Raw genomic sequence first — 19,319 nt, 5'->3', positions numbered from 1 at the left:
CGTATGGTTCGATTCGATATAAGTATATTTTGATGACATTCCCGTTCAGTTATTTATCACGGCCATTATTGATCTTAGCCAACGACGAGGACGGGCACGGATGCATCCGACGCGACTTGCTTCGTGAGACTTGGCCGACGAAGTCGATCGAGGCCGCGGTGTCGGCCCATGACGAGGACGTCTACTTCGTGCTCCGATGCGTACTCGAGGATCGACCGCGCACGAAGGCCGTGTGTGACCGTCGTTCGAACGTCGTCGAGGCCGTTGTCCGCGGCGAGGGTTGCAACGTGATCGACGGCGTCCGTGCCGATCGACTCGAGATCCTCGAAGTCGACTCCCGGCGCGATTTCGGCGGAGTTGATGACGTAGAGCACGTGTAACGTTGCGTCGTGGACGGACGCCAACTCGAGAGCCTCCTCGATTGCCCGGTCGGTGTTTGGCCGCCCGTCGGTAGGGAGCAAAATCGCGTCGTACATACGCGACAGTTAGGTAACGAGGGACAAAATGTCTGAGGAACGTCCCGCGGTATGAGACTGTCGCTCTGTTGTGTCATTCTCTGGGTACGATGTGATCGGTTCGATCGGGTATCGGACGAGTGCGCGACCGAAAAAATGTAGAGAAATCGAATAGAAGGAGGTGATTTCGCTGTAGGTAGTGGACGGCTACTTAATCCATAGTTTCGTGAACGATCGGTCGATGAGCGACGAGATTCCGTTGTTCGAAATCCCGTGGGATGAAAGCGACATCGCAAATGCGACCGATTCGATCTCGAGAGGTGCGTACTGGGCAAACGGACCGTACATCGACGCGTTCGAACGTGGACTCGAGGAGTACCTCGGCGTCGAGCACGCGGTGACGGTCAACTCGGGGACGACTGCGTTGGTCGCCGCGTTAAAGGCGTACGGAATCGGCGAGGGCGACGAAGTGATCGTGCCGTCGTTTACGTTCATCGCGACGGCGAACGCGGTCCGTCTCGTCGGGGCGACGCCGGTGTTTGCCGATATCGACCGACGGACGTACGGGCTCGATCCCGAGCACGTCGAGACGCAGGTAACGGACGACACGGCGGCGCTCTTACCGATTCATCCCTTCGGTGCAGCCTGCGACGTCGATCCGTTAGCGGACATTGCAGCGGGGCTCGAGGTTCCGTTGATCGAGGACGCTGCCGAGGCGTTCGGTGGCGACTATCACGGACGAACGCTGGGAACGATCGGCGACGCTGGGGCGTTTAGCTTCTGTCAGAACAAGGTGTTACCCACGGGTGAAGGCGGTGCCGTCGTTACCGACGACGATGCCGTCGCACGACGCCTCGAGCAGTTTCGGTCGCACGGTCGGTCGTCGTCGGATTACTTCGACTCGGCCAGCAGCGGCGAGTACACGGCGCTCGGGACGAACATCCGAATGTCCGATCTCGTCGCGAGTATCGGCTGTTCCCAACTCGAGCGAGTCGAGACGCACATTTCGAATCGGCGCACCGTCGCGACGCAACTCTCCGAACAGCTACGCGCGCTCGAGGGCGTCGAGCCACACACTGCCGACGGATACGGTCGGCACGTCTATCAGCTGTACACGGTGACACTCGATCCGGAAATCGACCGGAAATCCGTTATCGACGCCCTAGACCGTCGGGGAATCGCATCGAAGGTGTACTGGGATCCCGGCGTCCACCTCACCGAAACCTACCGCGAGGAATACGGGTCCGAGGTGGGAGCACTCCCGGTAACGGAGGAGATTACGAGTCGAGTACTCTCGCTTCCGATGCACCCGAACCTGAAGCCCCAGGAGATCGATCGCATCGTCGAGGGTGTCACGGACGGCCTCGAGTAAGCGCCGTACGAGAACCGAGTAGACACTGTCATCGGATTGATTTTCGCCGTCGTCAGTATGTGTACCACGTGTTCACCGCTGTCTCGAGCGTGTTCGGTCAGTGACCTTCCTCGAGTCGCCCAATCGATTCATAACAAAGGGGTGTCCGCCGGTTTGAGTGGGTAAGCCGCCCGTCGTCGGCTTCGGGTCGACGATACGGGGCAGTTGGAGCCGATTTGTAATCATGAAATGGCCAGTCACAGCCGATTCGAGTCTATCGATCCGTGAGGCGATCGGACGGATCGAACGATCTGAATCAGGGGGTATCGTACTCGTCGACGACGAACACCGACTCGTCGGGACCGCGACAGCGACCCGACTGAGACGGCAGTTGTTCGAGGGCGTTTCGCCAGACACCGGGGTGTCGACCGTCGTGGATACGTCTCCGGTCGTCGTCGAGTCGGACGGAACGACACGCCCGTACGGAGACGCCGACGACACCGACGAACGTGCGTATCAGACCCCCCCGACTGTCGCTCCCGTCATCGACGACGACGATCGAGTGGTCGACGTCACGACCGTTGGCGAGGCGAAGAATCGATCACAGCCGGTCGAACACGAATCCAACGGGGTCGAAACGGTACTCGTCGTCGGTGGCGCGGGCTACCTCGGCTCGGTTCTGTGCCGTCAACTTCTCGCGAACGGATTCCACGTCCGGATCCTCGATCCGATGATGTACGGCGACGCTGGCATCGTCGATCTCGTCGACTCCGAACAGTGTTCGGTCGTTCGAGACGATGCGCGATCGGTCGAGACGGTACTCTCGGCGATCGACGGCGTCGACGCCGTCGTACATCTCGGCGGAATCGTCGGCGATCCGGCCTCAGAAATTTCGCCGAAGAAGACCCTCGAGTACAACCTCCACTCGACACAACTGCTCGCGTCGCTGTGTAAGTACCACGGCATCGATCGATTCGTCTTCGCGTCGACGTGTAGCGTCTACGGACGCGCCGGCGCTGCCACGGGACGGTTGTCCGAGGAGTCAGCGCTGAACCCCGTCTCGTTGTACGCGCGCCTGAAGATCCAATCCGAACGCGTGCTCCGCGACCTCGCCGACGAGCACTTTTCGCCGACGATCCTCCGAATGGCCACGGTCTACGGACAGTCGCCGCGGATGCGATTCGACCTCGTCGGAAACATTCTGCCAGCAAAGGCCCACACCACGGAGACGATACCCGTCTTCGGCGGCGAGCAGTACCGCCCGAACGTCCACGTCGAAGACGCCGCTCGAGCGTACGTGACGTGCCTGAACGCTCCGCTCGACGCCGTGGCCGACACGGTGTACAACGTCGGCTCGAACCAGCAAAATTACCGCATCGACGAACTTGCGACCATCGTGGCCGACTGTTTCCCCGACGCGTCGATCGAGTACCACGACAACCACACCGACGAGCGAAGTTACCGCGTCGAGTTCGAGAAGATTCGGACCGAACTCGGCTTCGAACCCGAGCGCTCGATTCGCGATCACTGTCTCGAGTTGCGGCGATCGTTCGAGGCTGGTGCCTACGACGAGTACACGAGCACCCGGTACAGCAACTACGAAACGCTTGCTCGAGCGCCGAGCTACGAGGAGACGGCGGCCGTCCTCGAGCCCCCGTCCTCCGGACCCAGCCGTCCGGCCGAAGAGCTCCCGTCGAACGAGATCTGAGCGAAAGCGAGCGTAGGGCAGGGAATGTACGAAAGAGCCCCGTGAACGGAGAGTAGACGAGTCGTCGCGTCGGACGCGACGAAAGTAAGAGTCAACATTGCTATTCTGCGATGTGTGACGGTCTGGAGACGAGAAAGACTATGTGGGTACGTTGGCTTGACCGTGACAGTCCACCGTCTTGCGTAATATGCAGCCAACACGTCCCTACCGAACGAATCGTGATCTATTTTCGAATCACTACCTCGACGAGCAACTCCCCAAAACCGACGCGTGGCGTGACGTCGACGACGGCGAGTTGCGAGCGGCCTTCGACGCCGTCTCCGAGCTGTGGGAACGCGAGCAAGAGACGGCCCCGAAACGCAACGAATCGCAACTCGAGGAGACGTTCATCCGGCCGATCTTTCGAATGCTGGGGATTCCATTCGAGGTCGAAGCGACGACGGATCGGACCCGGAGACGACCCGATTACGCGTTCTTCGACGCCGCGGAAACCGCTCGAGATGCGTACGATCGACGTGGGGAGGGAGGCGAGTTCTACGCGAACGCGCTCGCGGTCGCGGACGCCAAACGCTGGGGTCGGCCACTCGACACCCGCGGCAGCGGCGAACACCGGCGCGACTTCGAGAATCCGAGCTACCAGATCCACGTCTACTTACAGGAGACGCCGGCCGAGTGGGCCGTCCTCACCGACGGGAAACGCTGGCGACTCTACTACGGGCCGACGAGCCACCGACTCGACTCCTACTACGAAATCGACCTCCCGGCGCTCCTCGAAGGCGGCGATCTTTCGGACTTCAAGTACTTCTACCTCTTCTTCCGTCACGAGGCGTTCCTCGCGGACGGCCGCGGCGAACGGTTTCTCGACGACGTCTACGCCGAGTCGAGCGTCTTCGCGCAGGAACTCGGCGCGGATCTTCAGGCCAACATCTACGAAGCGATCACGGTCCTCGCGGAGGGCTACCTCGAGTATCCCGAAAACGACCTCGGCGAGGCGGACCTCGAGCTCGTCCACGACAGTTCGCTCATCTACCTGTACCGCCTGATATTCGTCCTCTACGCGGAGAGCGACGGCCGCGACCTGCTCGATACGTCCAACGAGATCTACGAGCGATCGTACAGCCTCCACTCGCTCAAACAGACCGTTGCCGACGAACTCGACGGGCCGACGAACGCGTATCACGGCTGGCAAAATACGCTCGAGTCGCGGGTAGCCGACCTGTTCGCGCTCATCGATCAGGGGAGCGAATCCCTGGGAATTCCCCCTGAGAAACTCTCCGTGCCGGCGTACAACGGTGGCCTGTTTCGCACCGATCCGGACGAGACCGATAGTCCGGAAGCCCGATTCCTCGCGACGCACTCCATCGGCGACGAGCATCTCGCGACCGTCATCGACCTGCTCACGCGAAGCGAGGCGATCGAGGGCGACGGCAAGACCTTCGTCGACTACTCCTCGCTCGACGTCCGCCATCTCGGCAGCATCTACGAGGGGTTACTCGAGTACCAGCTTTCGATCGCCGACGAGCCGATGGCCCTCGAGGACGGCGAATACGTCGTCGTCGAGGAGGGCGAAGCGGGCGACGATATCGCGGTTGCGGACGGCGACGTCTACCTCTCGACCGACAGCGGCAAGCGCAAAGCGACGGGGTCGTACTACACCCCCGAACCGGTCGTCGAGTACATCGTCGAGGAGACGCTCGAGCCCCTCGTCGCGGAGATTCGCCAAGACCTCGTCGGCCAGAGCGCACACGGGACAGATCGAGGCTTTGCCGACGAGTTCGCCGAGCAAGTGTTCGAACTGAACGTCCTCGACCCCGCGATGGGCAGCGGGCACTTCCTGACGAACGCCGTCGACTACCTCGCGCGAGAGATCGTCGACGCCCAGGAGCGCCAGGCGGCCCAGGACGGCCTCGAGTCGGTCGACGACGACCACGACATCAACTGGGCGCGCCGGCAGGTCGCCCAGCGGTGTATCTACGGCGTCGATCTCAACCCGCTCGCCGTCGAGTTGGCGAAGGTGTCGCTGTGGCTCCGAACGCTCGCCGCGGAGCAGCCGCTTGCGTTTCTCGACCACCACCTGAAGGCGGGGAACTCGCTGGTCGGAAGCGACATCGAGTCGATCGAGGGACTGGAGTCCGCGGGCGCAAGTGGCGGTCAAAACGCCACGTTAGCCGACTTCGGCATCGCACGAAAGGGGACGATCGAACAGTTACTTCACATCTATCAGGACTTCATCGCCATCGAGAACCGCGACCTCGCCGACGTCAAGCAGATGGAAGCCAAGTACGACGAGTTCGAGCGGAACAAACTTCGCCGGCGACTCGAAGCGATGGCGCACGTCCAGACAGCGGCTGACGTCGGCCTGTCGGTCCCGGACGGGGCGTACGAGCGGATGGCCTGGTCGCTCGAGGACGACTCCCGGTGGGCCGACCTGGAGCAAACGGAGTGGTTCCGGACGGCACGGGAGTGGGCCGCTCGCGACCGGTACTTCCACTGGCGACTCGAGTACCCGGAGGTGTTCTACACGGACTCGGGAGCCGAACGCGAGTCCGGCGGCTTCGACGCCGTCATCGGTAATCCGCCGTGGGTCAGGAGCATCACCCTCAAGCGGGCCGACGCCGACCTCTGGAACTACTACGGGACGCAGTACGAGGCCGCCTCGAGCGGGGAGTTCGACAGCTACCTCTGCTTTATCGAACACGGACTCGAGTTGCTCGCCGACGACGGCGAGTTCGGGTACATCGTCCCGAACAAGTGGCTCACGTCTCAGGCGGGCGAATCCCTCCGATCGTACCTCGGCGAACGGGGCGACCTCGAGCGACTCGTCGACTTCGGCCCCCACCAGTTGTTCGACGGCATCACGACCTACTCCTGCGTGCTCTTAGCGAACGGGGACGAAACCCAAGACGTCGACATCTGGCAGTTAGTGGAGCCAGCGTCCGAGGGGGAGACGCCGCTCCCTGACGACGACAGCGAGTGGCGCAACGGCACGGTCGACCGCGAAACGCTCGGCGAATCCCCGTGGTCGTTCGATATCGGGCCCCTCGGCGAACTCTTCGACCGACTATCCGAGAACCCGACGCTCGGCGATATCGCGAGCGTCTTCAAGGGAATCGGCACGAACGCGGACCCAGTGTATCTGCTCGAGCGAACCGAGGGGGGCTACTACTCGAGCGAACTCGAGCGGGTCGTCGAACTCGAGGACGAACTGCTCGAACCGGCGCTCAAGGGGTCGGACATCGATCGGTACACCTTCGATCGGGACCGCGTACTGCTTTTCCCGTACGAGACGACCGACGCGGGCGTCGAACTCTACTCGAAGGAGACGCTCGAGACGGAGTTCCCGAAGACCTGGTCGTACCTGACCGAGGTGCGAGAGACGCTCGAGGACAGGGAGAGCGGCCGGTACCGCGACACGCCGGAGTGGTATCAGTTCGGCCGGCCACAGAATATGCGCCGGGCCCGGGAGGCCAAAGTCGTCGTCCCCGACGTGGTCGACGAGGGGACGGCGGCGGTCGACGCGGACGGCCGCGCGATTCTGGACACGGTCTATGGCATTCAATCCGAGGCGTACGACAAGCGGTTTCTCACCGCGTTGCTCAACTCGGATCTGTTGAGCGCGTTCTTGACCCACACCGGCACCGACCTTCGTGGCGGGTACGTCCGGATGAAGACGGCCTACCTCGATCCGTTCCCCGTGCCCTCACTCGAGTTCGACGGGGCCATCGACTCGCTTTCGGCCGACCGTCTCACCGATCTCGAGGCGTACGCGACGGGCGAAATAGAGACGCTGACAATCGAACGAACACGGCCGCGAGAGCTGTACGAAACCGTCTGTAGCGCGGTCGACCGTCGCCAGCAGTACACGGCGCGATTGGACGAACTGAACCTGCGCCTGCGCGACTACCTCGGTCGGTACGACGACGGAAACGCGCTCGAGGAACTCCCCGAGTACCAGCCGCCAGCCGGCGTCGCCGATTCGATACTCTCCGAAACGACGGCGACTCGAGACGGGCTTCGACTCGGCTCCGTCGACGTCGAGGCCGGCGGGTCGACGCTGACCGTTCGCGCGAGCGCGAGATACAAACCGGACGACGACGCGGCGTTCGACACCGACCGCTGGGGGTACGCGGAAACGGCTCTCGAGCCGGCGATCACGTTCGTCGACCTCGACGACGCGACCCGAGTGCTGGTCCGAGAGTTCGTCCCAGTGGCGCTCGAGGAAGCCGACGGATTTGCCAACGTCCGAGAAACGGCAACGAAGACGAACTCGCTGATCGACCGACTGAACGCGCTCACTCTCCCCGCTGTTGGGGACGTCGAAACCGGCCTCGAGCAGTTCCGGCAGACGAAGTCGGCCGCCGAAACGCTCGAGTTCCAAATCGAGCGAGTCGATCAAGTTATTGAAGAGAGTTTGTACGACCTGTACGGCCTTACGGACGAGGAAGTCGCGGCCCTCGAGCAGGTCATCGGTGAGTGACGGTCACTACACGGATAATAGTATTCGCAACATCTGCTAGTTTTCTCTCTCCGATCAGTGAGTGCGGATAGTGAGAGCGCGTCAGCCTCTGCTACACAAGATAGCGGGATCGAACGGCCACCACCCCCGATTTTTGATCCCGATGTGAATTTGAGCGATGATTCCTAACAGCGGGAGTTCTAGCAGCGGCCCGATGACTAGAGCCAGTGGAATGAGCGGTTCGTGTGGAAACGCGACAACCGCAATCGCAAGCGCTGTCGGGGAGTTTCGTGAGAGGATGGTGTTGTTGAAGCAGACCATTTCTTCGTAGGAGAACGACAGCAAGCGACCCACGCCGAAACCGATCCCGAGGGTAATTGCATAGAAGGCGATCACGGGAACAGCAAGCAGTGCGAGCAGTCCGGGGTTTTCACGGATAACTTCCCCCTGTGAGGCGAACATCGCCCCGATAGCGAGGCTCAAGAAGACGATCTGTATCGGACTGAGTTTTGGAAGAAACCGCTGTGTGAACCACTGTTGACCCTTTGTCCGAACCAATCCAATACGGGCAGTCCCACCGAAAACGAGTGGAACGACGAGGACGAGTAAGACGCTCTCTAGTAAGACATCCAACGGTAACGCAATCAGTTCTCCTGCGAATGCGTACAGGTAGATCGGAAGCAGAATCAGTTGGAGGACGAGGTTATACGGGAGAACGGAGGTCGCTAGCGGAACGTCCCCGTCGGCGATATCGGTGAAGATGAGATACCAGTCCGTACATGGCGTGACCATCAACATGATGAGACCAACCCACAGTGCCGGATGATCGCGAAGGAAAAGGGCTCCCAAACCAACGGCTAACAATGGACTCCAGATGAAGTTAATCAGGAGGCTCGACCCGACGACACGCCGGTTTCTGAACGCCGACCAGAGTCGTGAAAGTGGGATTCCAGTGAACGCTGCAAACAGCATTACCATCAAAAACGGCAGAATCAGTTGATCTGCAACGGCAGGGACACCAGTCACTTGTCCGAGCACCAATCCACCAACGATGGCAACCAGAACAAATACCGACTGGTATTTTTCGACGTACTTCATCTGATCAGAGATACCGTCTCTTGTGGCTTATGGGCTGTGTCTCCCGGAAAATCCGCTCTTCGGTGAATAACTGTAGCCACGTGAAGACGAAGATGGATAGGGACATCAAGGCGGAGGCGAAAGACGAGGCTGAGGAAGCCGGCGGTGACAGATGACGGTGTCCGTCGAGACGGATTTCCTACTCGCACTCGCCAAAGACACTGATTGGTTGCAGGGCTCCGCTGAGGACGCCCTCGGCGAGTACGACGTCAAAACTCATCTCGTATCTCGACTCCTTCTCGCTCGAGAACGCTACGAGTTCGACTACGTTCCGCTGGTGGCGAACCTGCTCGAGCTCGTCCCTGTGCGAGACGAGGAAGAGACACAGGTGGTTCTGAACGGTGTCAACTACTACGACGAGGGAATGACGCCGTTCGACGCCTTCCACGCGGCGACTACGGAAACGCGAGAGATGGACGTACTCTCCTCTGAGAAGGACTCCGAAGACATCGAGGTGGAACGAGTCCCGCTAGAACCTACTGATGAATGACAATATCTCTATCTCGTGCTACCGATTCTCACGCTGCTCTACTTTGTTCAATTCGATCAACAGTCGGAAAATCGCCTTGACGAGGTTCGCATCGACGTCGAATTGTTCCGCGTTCGTCCCTGCCCGATCCATCACCTGTTGTTCTTGGGACTCGTCGGTCGTCGGGAGTCCCTGCTCGTCTTTGACCTGTGCTATCGTGTCCGCAACGTACGTTCGCTGGGCGATGAGTTCGACGATCTCGCGATCGATCGATTGAATTTCCTCGCGCAGTTCGTCGAGGGTCATCTCGTCGGGCGTTCGGGCATCCGTTCCACCGTCAGTTGCTGTCTCAGATTCTCGAGTCATCGTACCTGTGTTCCATCGGTTCGTGTTTGCAGTAACCGTGTCGTTCCGTCACGCTCGGCCCAGTCCGTCTGAACCGCCTCGAGCGTCTCTCTGTCACCGACGGCGACGTAACTCGGGCCCGTCCCCGAAAGAGAGACGCCCGCAACGTCGGGGAGCGCGTCGATCATGGGTGCCGTCGAGAACTCGAGTGCGCCACAGAACGCGAAGCCGTTGACGGTCATCGCCTCGCCGTAGCGGCCGTCGAGCGCCAGTTCGGCGACGAGATCGGCCATCGGCGCGATCCGTTTGCACGCGGTGACGTCGGCGTCGGCGCTAAACGACTGAACCGGCGGGGTGTACACCAGTGCGTGCCAGTCGATTTCTTCGTGGGCGAGGAGTTTCTCGGCCGAGTTGTCAGTGACCGTCACGCCGCCGAGCATGCTCGCGCTGGCGTCGTCGAACGCGCCCGTAACCGTCACACCCGCGTCGCGTGCGGCCTGAACACCGACTCGACACGCCGAAATCCGCTCGACCGCGTCCGCAATCTCGAGCGCGTCGAGCGTCGCGAGCACGGTCGCGTTCGCCGCGGCGCTCGAGCTTTTCAGTCCCGATGCCATCGGGACCTCGCTGTCCGTCTCGACGCGGGCACCGACGGTCGATGGCTCGAGGCCCGCAGTTTCTGCGTACTCGCTGAGCGTCAGTTCGACGCAGCGCTCGATGAGCGTCGTGTCGGCTTCGGGTTCGCCCGCGATGGCCGCATCGATGTCTCCATCGTCGGCGAGGTCGACGGTAGCTGTCGTCTCGAGGTCGATCGCAAAGGCAGAGCCCGTTCCGGTCGCGAGTGCGTTCAGAACCGTTCCGGCTGCCGGAGCGACGGCGCGGCCGTCCATACTCGCACACTCTCAAAGCGTCTATTTACGGCTGACGGTCTCGACAACGCTGTGCAGTCGTATTCAAATTCGGGCACGAGCGGCTGCGGACGGTCGATGAGTGACAGCAGTCACTCTCCGTGCCGGACGACAGAACGGACCGTTTTTCCGAGAACCGACCGAATAGCCACCCAATGAGTGCACGCAACAACGTCGCGCCGAGTACGATCGGTGTCGATTTCGTCGAGGGCGGCGTCGTGGTCGAGTACCTCGACGGGCGAGACGTCTTCTATCATGGCCCGCCAAAACCCGTCGAGAACGCGATTAAAACGCCTCCCGGCAAGGAAGTGCACGTGCTCGTCACCGATCCCGACGGCATCGAGGGCGTGATGACCTACGTCAACGACAGAAACACCCACGACGACATCCTCGAGGCGACGGGCGTCGGCCGCGTCATGCTCGAGGAAGACGACGAGGAGGAACTGTTTCCGGGCGTGGCAGTCTCGACTGAGGCGTACTCAATTCGCGTGGAGGCCGACCTCTCGCTCGTCGACGGCCGGGTGTTCGTCTTCGCCGAGGACGAGTTGAGCGAGCACGCGTACGAACTCGTCGAAGACGTCGAGGATGAACGAAACGACGCGAGCACCGAGGCGAGAAGCACGAAGGCCGGTGAGCACGCCGACGCAGAGACACCGGACGGTGACTAACCGATGCCGCTACAGAAACCGTGGCGCGACCTCGAGCGCGGGACTCTCTCGAGCGTTCCCGATCGACCGGGAATCTACGAACTGGGCGATGGCTCGGGGACGGTGCAGTCAGTGGGTCACGGCGTCCTTCGTGACGAAGTGAAGACGGCCCTGGCCTACGGCGACGCCGAGTCCGTTCGCTGGGAAGAGACGCACACGCTCGAGCAGGCTGAATCGCTCGCCGACGAGCACCGCGAGCGACTCGAGTAGCGGTCGACGGAGTGAATTTGCCCTCACTGAATGTACGTGGGTTCGGAAGCGTCACACCGTTTTTCGTGCTCCGATGCGTCCGATTTATCGTCGAAGAGGAGTCCGCAGTCCTCACACTCCCACCAGATACCGTCGTCGCGCTGGCTTTGAGCGACCATATGATAGCATACACCACGAAGGACAAAATGCGTTTCTCCGATCGTGAACACACCACAGCGAGGGCAACGTAACCACGGAAAGTCCGACTCAGTACGTTTGTGGCGGCCGCTCGAGAATCTCGAAGATCTCCGTCGCACGAAACTCCTTGTTGCGCTCGTTCCCCGTGACTTCTTCTAAGACGCCGTCATCCTCGAGTGCGTCGACCGCACGGTAGGCTGTCGAGCGCTCGATATCGAGTGCGTCCGCAACTGTTTTCGTCGTTACGTAGGGTCGTTCGAAGAGTCTACACGCTAAGCGGTTTTTCGCGTACTGGACGCCGCCGTACTCGTCCTCGTAACGACGCCGCAGCCGAGCGAGTGCGAGCGTACGATCGACAGACTCCTCGGCTTGTTGGGCAACCCCTTCGACGAAAAACGAGAGCCACGCTTCCCAGTCGCCACGGACTCGAACCGCCTCCATTCGATCGACGTACGCGGCTTTGTTCCGATTGAAGTACTCGCTGAGGTAGAGATTCGGTAACTCGAGCAGACCGTTGTCGTACAACTGGAGAGTGATGAGGAGGCGACCGAGACGGCCATTCCCATCGCCATACGGATGGACTGTCTCGAATTGGTAGTGAAAGAGGGCGATATCGACGAGTGGGTGATAGCTGCCGCCAGTTCGGTAGTACGTTACCAGCGCGTCCATTAGCCCGTTCACTTCACCTGGTACCGGAGGGAGAAAGCTTCCGAGATTGTTTGGAACGGTCTTGTATGCACCAATCGTCTCCGTATCGACGCGGTCATCCGGGACACCCGTGAGCAGCGTCTCGTGAAGATCGTGAAGAAGCGAAACAGAAATATTGTTACCGTCGTTGAGTGCCTCAATACCGTCTCTGACGGCCTGCTCGTAATTGAGGACCTCCCGTGTATCCTTCGTCTCGGCTCGGCTAGAGGGGGATTCGGAATGATTTTCGACCGCAGTTTCGTCGAGGGTGTGCGTTTCGAGGCTGTAGAGGGCGTTGTAGTCGATATCTGCACCCTCAATTTCGGCTGATTCCATCGCTTCCTTCCGAAGGAGCGAAGTGTAGAGGACAGGTGGGAAGTCGAGTTCGAGGCTGATGCCGCTTAGTTTCCCGAGCCAGAACGTAGCGTCGGCCAGCAGGTCGTACACGTCTGCATCGACGGCAAGTTCTCGAGAGGGTGGGAGCGGATCTGGTCGATAATATGGCTTTCTCCCATAAGAGACCAATTTCCCCGGCGCAGTATCTTCGATTTCGATGTCCCTCATGCACGTGTTTACCCCATATACACCCAGTTAGATGAATCTGACGCACCGAATGCAAACATAGCCACTAAAGGGGACTGTGCTGTGTATCAGTAGCTTCGTACGCAACAGTAGTCAAAATCGACCGCCCAATTCTCACACCGCTGCGTGAATACCACTCCCTCTCCCGAACGAGAATAGCCGGAGAAGTGACTTTCACGAGATTGACTCGAGGAGACGACTCAATCCTCGAGTTCAGTTAGCTCCTCGACGTCGGGAATCTTCTCGCTGGCGGTCGTGATCTGCTTCATTCGCTGTTCGTGCTTGTTGTAGGCGTACTCCGAGAGGTCCGTCGGGCTCGGACCCGGCCCTCCCGAGGAGCTCGCGCCGTCGTCGGTCACGAGACTCTTCTGAACCAGGGGGACCAGCTCGCCGACCGTTTCGCGCAGGAGGTCGGCTTCAACCTCGCCGTCGATGACGAGTGACTTGAGCTGTGCCATGCCGAACCCGACGTGGCGACCCTCGTCGCTGCGGATCAGCTTGAGTCCCTCGACCAATCCCGGGAGGTCGGGCAGTTCGGGCTCGTTTGTGCCGTAGGCGAGCGTGAGGCCGTAGTATCCGGTCTGGGCGAGAATGCCCTCGATCGTCAGGTGGTAGTGACAGTGTGCCTTCGCCCGATTTTCGGCCGAATCGTCCTCGAGCAGGCGCGCCATCGCTCGTTCGTTTCGCTCGAAGAGTTCGTCGTAGGGTTCGTTGAACCACTTCTCGTCGCTCGGCGAGGAGAGCGACTGGCCGCGACGCTCTTCTTCGGCGTGGATGACCTCGCGCCAGTATCGATCGAAGAAGTCCGTGTGTTTGGACTCCTCGTAGAGTTGCGTCGTGATGAACATCTGGTCGCCGATATCGTCGAGCGCGACCGCGAGCGGCGCGAGGTCTTCGGTCACCGACTCTTCGCCGGCACCGAAGAGCGCGAGCGACTCCTTGAGCGCCTCGAACGCGACGTCGTGAAGTTCGGTGATCTCCTCGCGGTCCGTCTCGAGGTCGATCTCGTGGGGATCCCAGTGTTTCTCGACGGCGTTTCGGTAGTACCGGTGGGGTCGAACGGTGTGATCGAGTTGCATCTCGGGGCGGCTGTCAGTTGCCATCGAGTCACAGGTACGGCCGACGCGCCGTTGAGGATATCTCTCATACAGTAGGGTGTTTAAGTAAGGAGTGCGACGGGTGTCGTATGGGGCTCATCGCGGAGTTTCGCTTGACGTCGCTGGAACTCCCTCTGACGAATGCTGTCGCCGCGGTACCGGCAGTGACGGTCTACATCGAACGACTCCTCGTCGTCGATCCCGACCGTCCCGTCGCCGTCTGTCGCGTCGTCGACGACCCTGACGACGAATTTCGGGACGCAGTGACAGCCGATCCCACAGTCGCCGACGCCGTTGCCATCGACGATGCGGACGAACACGCCCGTTATCGAATCGAACTCCGCGACCCGCCGGTTCCAATCTACCGCAAGTACATCGAACTCGGCACCATTCCGCTTGGCGGCATCGTCACCGTCGACGGCTGGTGGGCTCGCGCCCGATTCCCCGACCGGGACGCGCTCGCCGCCTACCGAGAGTTCTGTCTCGAGCGAGGCGCGACGTTCCACCTCGAGCGACTGACTCGAGAGTCCGCTGCCGACGATCCGCCGTTTTCGCTCACGAACGAGCAGTACGATGCACTCGTCGCAGCTCGGGATATCGGCTATTTCGAAGTCCCTCGCGCAGCGTCGACGGAAGCTGTCGGCGAGCAACTGGGGATATCCGGCCCGTCAGCGTCCGAACGCATCCGGCGTGGAATCGACCGGTTGCTCGAGAACGCGTTGTAACTCGCGAGGGAGACGCCCGGTCACCGAACAGCCCCTCGAGCGAGAGTGCGCTGACAGGACAATTCTCAAGGTGGCTCACACGAAAGGAACGCGTATGAGTCAGGCGGATTCGGACGGCGTGTCGCTGACTGTTCGTGCTGCTGAAAAGCGAGACGCCGGGCGAGGTGTCGCGCGAATCCCGGAGTTAGCACGTCGACAGCTCGGGGTGTTGAGCGGCGATACGGTCGTCATCGACGGCGAAAAGGCGACCGTCGCGAAGATGTGGCCCGCGGATTCCGCCGTCCCTGAAAACGTCATCCAGATCGACGGCGACACGCGGGCGAACGCCGGCGCACACGTCGGCGACACGGTCACCGTCCGCACGAAGGATACGTCGACCATCGCCGAAGCGCGTCGAGTCACACTCGTCCCGCCGCCGACGTTCACCGCGAATCAACAGCAGATCGCCGAGCGAAAAGCCGCCAAAACCCTCCGAAATCGGCCGGTTCGTGCCGGCGAGCAGATCCGTCTCGAGGGGCTCGGACAGGAACCGTTCAAGGTCACCGACACCGACCCGGACGGCGACGTTCGGATTACCAGCACGACGACGATCAGAATCGCCGGCACCGGCTCGAGAGGGGGCCGGAAGTCGGAAACCGGAAGCGCGTCGGCGAACCAGTCCTCGAGCGACACCGACTCGGGCACGACGACGTCCGATTCGCGTTCGTCGACGACCACCGAAACGGAACCCGCCTCCGGCGTCACGTACGAGGATATCGGCGGCCTCGACGAGGAGCTCGAACTCGTCCGGGAGATGATCGAACTCCCGCTTTCGGAGCCCGAACTCTTCCAGCGACTCGGCGTCGAGCCGCCCTCCGGCGTCTTGTTGTACGGCCCGCCCGGAACCGGAAAGACCCTGATCGCTCGCGCGGTCGCCAACGAGGTCGACGCCCACTTCGAGACGATCTCCGGCCCGGAGATCATGTCGAAGTACAAGGGAGAGTCCGAAGAACGCCTGCGAGAGGTCTTCGAGACGGCCGAAGAGAACGCTCCGACGATCGTCTTCTTCGACGAGATCGACTCCATCGCAGGCGCTCGCAACGACGAGGGCGACGCCGAGAACCGAATCGTCGGCCAGTTGCTGACGCTGATGGACGGCCTCGACGCTCGTGGCGAGGTGATCGTCATCGGCGCGACGAACCGCGTCGACTCGATCGATCCGGCACTCCGGCGGGGCGGGCGCTTCGACCGCGAGATTCAGATCGGCGTCCCCGACGTCGACGGGCGAACGGAGATTCTCGAGGTGCACACGCGTGGGATGCCACTCGCGGACGACGTCAGCACCGAGAAAATCGCGCGCCGAACGCACGGCTTCGTCGGCGCGGACTTAGACGCCGTCGCGAGCGAGGCCGCGATGGCCGCGATCCGCGACCGGCCGACCGACGCGGACGAGCGCGACGAGTGGAACCGAGATCCGACGGTGACGAAACGCCACTTCGACAGCGCGCTCGCGTCCGTCGAACCCTCGGCGATGCGCGAGTACGTCGCCGAATCGCCGAACACCGATTTCGACGCCGTCGGTGGACTCGAGGACGCGAAGCAGATCCTCCGCGAGTCCGTCGAGTGGCCCCTCACGTACGATCGGCTCTTCGAGGAGACGAACACCGAACCGCCCTCCGGCGTGTTGTTGCACGGCCCGCCCGGAACCGGGAAGACGCTCCTCGCGAGGGCGCTCGCGGGTGAGACCGACGTCAACTTCGTTCGCGTCGATGGCCCCGAAATCATCGATCGATACGTCGGCGAGAGCGAGAAGGCGATCCGAGAGGTGTTCGAACGGGCACGGCAGGCCGCCCCCTCCATCGTCTTCTTCGACGAAATCGACGCCATCACGTCCGCACGCGGCGACGGCAACGAGGTCACCGAACGCGTCGTCTCACAGCTCCTGACCGAACTCGACGGCATGCGAGAGAACCCGAATCTGGTGGTGCTCGCCGCGACGAATCGCAAGGACCAGATCGACCCCGCTCTGCTCCGGCCGGGTCGACTCGACACCCACGTGCTCGTCCCCGAACCCGGACAGGCGGCTCGAGAGAAGATCCTCGAGGTCCACACCCGCGGGAAGCCACTCGCCGACGAGATCGACATCGAAGAACTGGCGAGCGAACTCGAGGGCTACACCGGCGCGGACCTCGAGGCGCTGGTGCGAACCGCCTCGATGAAGGCGATTCGGGAAGTCGCGGACCAGTACGATCCCGAAACGGCGAACGAGAAGGCCGGGGAAGTGGTCGTCGAACGCCGGCACCTCGAGGCGGCTCGAGAGAACGGGAAACCGACGCAGTAGGACGAACGAAATCGGTTTACCCACACCGCCGTTAGCCTCGAGCAGTGACCGACGAGAGTGCCGACGAGTCCCCGAAGCAGCCGCTGAGTGAGTCACAGGAGCAGCCGACCGACGAGAGTGCCGACGACGAAAGCGCAGCCGAAACGTTCTCGCTCGCGGATTTTCACGACGCCTCCCAGGAAGCCGGGCGGCCCGTCCTCACCGCCGCGGCCGCCGCTCGAGCGCTCGAGATCACGCAGGACGAAGCCCGCGAAGGACTCGAGGCGTTGACAGCGCACGGAGACGTCGAGCGACTGTCCGTCGAACCCGATCCGGTCGTCTGGTACCCGAGCGAACTCGAGGACCTGACCGACCGAGAGCGCGTCGTCGTCTTCCCGAAGCGACGCGAGGTGATCGTGGATCGGCCCGACCAGTTCACCCGCGCACAGTTAGCGCAGTTCGCACACCTCGCGGACGGCAACGGCGAGCAGGGCTATCGATACGTTTTGCGTGCCGAAGACATCTGGCAGGCACCCCACGACACGTTCGAGGGGCTCTGTCGAACGATGCGCCAGGCGCTGGGCCAGCGATCCGAACCGCTCGAGGAGTGGGTCGAGAGCCAGTGGGATCGCGCCCACCAGTTCCGGCTGACGACGCACGAGGACGGCTACACCGTGCTCGAGGCCAAAAGCCCCGAAGTGATGGGCAACGTCGCACGCCAAAAGCTGGACGAAGAGCACGTTCACGCACCGATTTCGGACACCGAGGACTGGGTTCGAGAGGGGGCCGAAGCCGCGATCAAACGGCTGCTCTACGAAGCCGGCTATCCGGTGCAAGACCACCGGGAACTCGAGTCCGGCGAGGACCTCTCGATCGACCTCGAAATCGAGTTACGAGGGTACCAGCAAACGTGGATCGATCGATTCGCGGAGAGCGGCGAAGGCGTCTTCGTCGGCCCGCCCGGCAGCGGCAAGACGGTCGCCGCGATGGGAGCCATGGCCCACGTCGGTGGCGAGACGCTCGTCCTCGTCCCCAGTCGCGACCTGGTCCGTCAGTGGGCCGACGCCGTCGTCGAGTACACCTCGCTTAAGCCCGAACAGGTCGGGCAGTACCACGGCGGCCGGAAGGAAGTTCGTCCGGTGACGATCGCGACGTACCAAATCGCCGGCATGGACCGCCACCGCTCGCTGTTCGACGACCGACAGTGGGGCCTCGTCGTCTTCGACGAGTGCCAGCACGTGCCCTCGGACATCTACCGGCGGAGTACCCACCTGCAGTCGCGCCACCGTCTCGGCCTCTCGGCCAGCCCGATTCGCGAAGACGACCGACAGACCGAGATCTTCACGCTCGTCGGGCCGCCGATCGGCACCGACTGGGAGGCCCTCTTCGAGGCCGGGTTCGTCGCCGAACCCGAACTCGAGATTCGCTACGTCCCGTGGGGCGACGACGAACAGCGAAACGCCTACGCCTCCGCCGACGGCCGAGAACGGTACCGGATCGCCGCGAAAAATCGCGGAAAGGTCGACGACGTTCGCTACCTTCTGTCGGCGCACCCCGACGCCAAGGCGCTCGTCTTCGTCGACTACCTCGAGCAAGGTCGCGACCTCGCGGCTGCACTTGACGTTCCGTTTCTCAGCGGCGAAACGCCACACCACGAGCGCCGACGCCGACTCGAGGAGTTCCGGACGAACGAACGCGACGTGCTCGTACTCTCGCGAATCGGTGACGAAGGGATCGACCTCCCGACGGCCGACCTCGCCATCGTCGCCTCCGGACTCGGCGGCTCTCGACGGCAGGGAACCCAGCGCGCCGGACGAACGATGCGCCCCGCCGGTGGTGCACTCGTGTACGTGCTCGCGACGCGAGGGACGCGAGAAGAGGACTTCGCCCGCAAGCAACTCCAGCACCTCGGTCGCAAGGGCTTGACGGTCCGCGAGCAAACGCTCGAGCAAACGGAATCCGAATCGGAGGAAAAAGGGGAGTAACCGTCGCGTAAGGCTAGCCGT

16 protein-coding genes are annotated in these 19,319 nt (G+C 62.0%); 9 read left to right on the top strand and 7 right to left on the bottom strand.

Annotated elements, in window-relative coordinates; all coding sequences use genetic code 11:
- Positions 1–74 precede the first annotated feature (74 nt).
- Entirely contained in the window at positions 75–476 is a 402-nt protein-coding gene (locus tag BB347_RS17240) for a universal stress protein (RefSeq protein WP_076583443.1), read from the bottom strand.
- Between the two features lie 220 nt (positions 477–696).
- Between BB347_RS17240 and BB347_RS17235 the strand changes: the two genes are divergently transcribed.
- From BB347_RS17235 to BB347_RS17225, 3 genes are all read left to right on the top strand, one after another.
- Positions 697–1,827, top strand: a complete 1,131-nt coding sequence (locus BB347_RS17235) for a DegT/DnrJ/EryC1/StrS family aminotransferase (protein ID WP_076583643.1) — start codon at positions 697–699, stop codon at positions 1,825–1,827.
- Positions 1,828–2,050: 223 nt separating this feature from the next.
- Positions 2,051–3,514 (top strand): NAD-dependent epimerase/dehydratase family protein, encoded by a 1,464-nt coding sequence (locus tag BB347_RS17230; RefSeq protein WP_076583441.1) that lies wholly within the window; start codon positions 2,051–2,053, stop codon positions 3,512–3,514.
- 187 nt (positions 3,515–3,701) lie between these two features.
- The gene (locus BB347_RS17225; protein ID WP_076583440.1) at positions 3,702–7,991 is read left to right on the top strand and encodes an Eco57I restriction-modification methylase domain-containing protein; all 4,290 of its coding nucleotides are present in this window, start codon (positions 3,702–3,704) and stop codon (positions 7,989–7,991) included.
- Positions 7,992–8,072: 81 nt separating this feature from the next.
- Here BB347_RS17225 and BB347_RS17220 read toward each other — a convergent pair whose 3' ends face one another.
- A complete protein-coding gene (locus BB347_RS17220; protein WP_076583438.1) occupies positions 8,073–9,068 on the bottom strand; it encodes an arsenic resistance protein in 996 nt (331 codons plus the stop codon).
- A gap of 151 nt (positions 9,069–9,219) precedes the next feature.
- On the opposite strand from BB347_RS17220, the gene BB347_RS17215 reads away from it, so the two are divergent.
- Complete coding sequence (locus BB347_RS17215; protein WP_076583437.1) at positions 9,220–9,597, top strand: twitching motility protein PilT; 378 nt, start codon at positions 9,220–9,222, stop codon at positions 9,595–9,597.
- Between the two features lie 18 nt (positions 9,598–9,615).
- On the opposite strand, the gene BB347_RS17210 is transcribed toward BB347_RS17215, so the two are convergent.
- Positions 9,616–9,942 (bottom strand): chorismate mutase, encoded by a 327-nt coding sequence (locus BB347_RS17210; protein WP_076583435.1) that lies wholly within the window; start codon positions 9,940–9,942, stop codon positions 9,616–9,618.
- Entirely contained in the window at positions 9,939–10,811 is an 873-nt protein-coding gene (locus tag BB347_RS17205) for a shikimate kinase (RefSeq protein WP_076583433.1), read from the bottom strand. Before BB347_RS17205 ends, BB347_RS17210 begins: the two co-directional genes overlap by 4 nt.
- 173 nt (positions 10,812–10,984) lie before the next feature.
- Here BB347_RS17205 and BB347_RS17200 point away from each other — a divergent pair, with 173 nt between their 5' ends.
- A complete protein-coding gene (locus BB347_RS17200; RefSeq protein ID WP_076583431.1) occupies positions 10,985–11,497 on the top strand; it encodes a DUF5796 family protein in 513 nt (170 codons plus the stop codon).
- Between the two features lie 3 nt (positions 11,498–11,500).
- Positions 11,501–11,746, top strand: a complete 246-nt coding sequence (locus BB347_RS17195; RefSeq protein WP_076583430.1) for a DUF7508 domain-containing protein — start codon at positions 11,501–11,503, stop codon at positions 11,744–11,746.
- A 23-nt stretch (positions 11,747–11,769) separates the two neighbouring features.
- Here BB347_RS17195 and BB347_RS19835 read toward each other — a convergent pair whose 3' ends face one another.
- From BB347_RS19835 to BB347_RS17185, 3 genes are all read right to left on the bottom strand, one after another.
- Complete coding sequence (locus BB347_RS19835) at positions 11,770–11,904, bottom strand: DUF7128 family protein (RefSeq protein ID WP_257787645.1); 135 nt, start codon at positions 11,902–11,904, stop codon at positions 11,770–11,772.
- Between the two features lie 88 nt (positions 11,905–11,992).
- Positions 11,993–13,174, bottom strand: a complete 1,182-nt coding sequence (locus tag BB347_RS17190) for a Fic family protein (RefSeq protein ID WP_076583428.1) — start codon at positions 13,172–13,174, stop codon at positions 11,993–11,995.
- 218 nt (positions 13,175–13,392) lie between these two features.
- On the bottom strand, positions 13,393–14,295 hold the full coding sequence (locus tag BB347_RS17185; RefSeq protein WP_076583427.1) for a ribonucleotide-diphosphate reductase subunit beta: 903 nt from the start codon (positions 14,293–14,295) through the stop codon (positions 13,393–13,395).
- An 83-nt stretch (positions 14,296–14,378) separates the two neighbouring features.
- On the opposite strand from BB347_RS17185, the gene BB347_RS17180 reads away from it, so the two are divergent.
- The 3 genes from BB347_RS17180 (at position 14,379) to BB347_RS17170 (ending at position 19,298) form a co-directional block, all read left to right on the top strand.
- Positions 14,379–15,014 carry a helix-turn-helix domain-containing protein gene (locus BB347_RS17180; protein ID WP_076583426.1) on the top strand — a complete coding sequence of 212 codons (636 nt, stop codon included), beginning with the start codon at positions 14,379–14,381 and terminating at the stop codon, positions 15,012–15,014.
- Positions 15,015–15,108: 94 nt separating this feature from the next.
- Positions 15,109–17,334 (top strand): AAA family ATPase, encoded by a 2,226-nt coding sequence (locus BB347_RS17175; protein WP_076583424.1) that lies wholly within the window; start codon positions 15,109–15,111, stop codon positions 17,332–17,334.
- A gap of 44 nt (positions 17,335–17,378) precedes the next feature.
- On the top strand, positions 17,379–19,298 hold the full coding sequence (locus BB347_RS17170; RefSeq protein ID WP_076583422.1) for a DEAD/DEAH box helicase: 1,920 nt from the start codon (positions 17,379–17,381) through the stop codon (positions 19,296–19,298).
- Positions 19,299–19,319 lie beyond the last annotated feature (21 nt).

Source organism: Natronorubrum daqingense, from assembly GCF_001971705.1.
GTDB classification, from domain to species: domain Archaea; phylum Halobacteriota; class Halobacteria; order Halobacteriales; family Natrialbaceae; genus Natronorubrum; species Natronorubrum daqingense.
This window is presented reverse-complemented; position numbering and strand designations above follow the sequence as displayed.

Coding starts and splice junctions, on each gene's coding strand:
- BB347_RS17240 (WP_076583443.1), bottom strand. CDS start 476: ATGTACGACGCGATTTTGCTCCCTACCGACGGGCGGCCAAACACCGAC.
- BB347_RS17235 (WP_076583643.1), top strand. CDS start 697: ATGAGCGACGAGATTCCGTTGTTCGAAATCCCGTGGGATGAAAGCGAC.
- BB347_RS17230 (WP_076583441.1), top strand. CDS start 2,051: ATGAAATGGCCAGTCACAGCCGATTCGAGTCTATCGATCCGTGAGGCG.
- BB347_RS17225 (WP_076583440.1), top strand. CDS start 3,702: ATGCAGCCAACACGTCCCTACCGAACGAATCGTGATCTATTTTCGAAT.
- BB347_RS17220 (WP_076583438.1), bottom strand. CDS start 9,068: ATGAAGTACGTCGAAAAATACCAGTCGGTATTTGTTCTGGTTGCCATC.
- BB347_RS17215 (WP_076583437.1), top strand. CDS start 9,220: ATGACGGTGTCCGTCGAGACGGATTTCCTACTCGCACTCGCCAAAGAC.
- BB347_RS17210 (WP_076583435.1), bottom strand. CDS start 9,942: ATGACTCGAGAATCTGAGACAGCAACTGACGGTGGAACGGATGCCCGA.
- BB347_RS17205 (WP_076583433.1), bottom strand. CDS start 10,811: ATGGACGGCCGCGCCGTCGCTCCGGCAGCCGGAACGGTTCTGAACGCA.
- BB347_RS17200 (WP_076583431.1), top strand. CDS start 10,985: ATGAGTGCACGCAACAACGTCGCGCCGAGTACGATCGGTGTCGATTTC.
- BB347_RS17195 (WP_076583430.1), top strand. CDS start 11,501: ATGCCGCTACAGAAACCGTGGCGCGACCTCGAGCGCGGGACTCTCTCG.
- BB347_RS19835 (WP_257787645.1), bottom strand. CDS start 11,904: ATGGTCGCTCAAAGCCAGCGCGACGACGGTATCTGGTGGGAGTGTGAG.
- BB347_RS17190 (WP_076583428.1), bottom strand. CDS start 13,174: ATGAGGGACATCGAAATCGAAGATACTGCGCCGGGGAAATTGGTCTCT.
- BB347_RS17185 (WP_076583427.1), bottom strand. CDS start 14,295: ATGGCAACTGACAGCCGCCCCGAGATGCAACTCGATCACACCGTTCGA.
- BB347_RS17180 (WP_076583426.1), top strand. CDS start 14,379: ATGGGGCTCATCGCGGAGTTTCGCTTGACGTCGCTGGAACTCCCTCTG.
- BB347_RS17175 (WP_076583424.1), top strand. CDS start 15,109: ATGAGTCAGGCGGATTCGGACGGCGTGTCGCTGACTGTTCGTGCTGCT.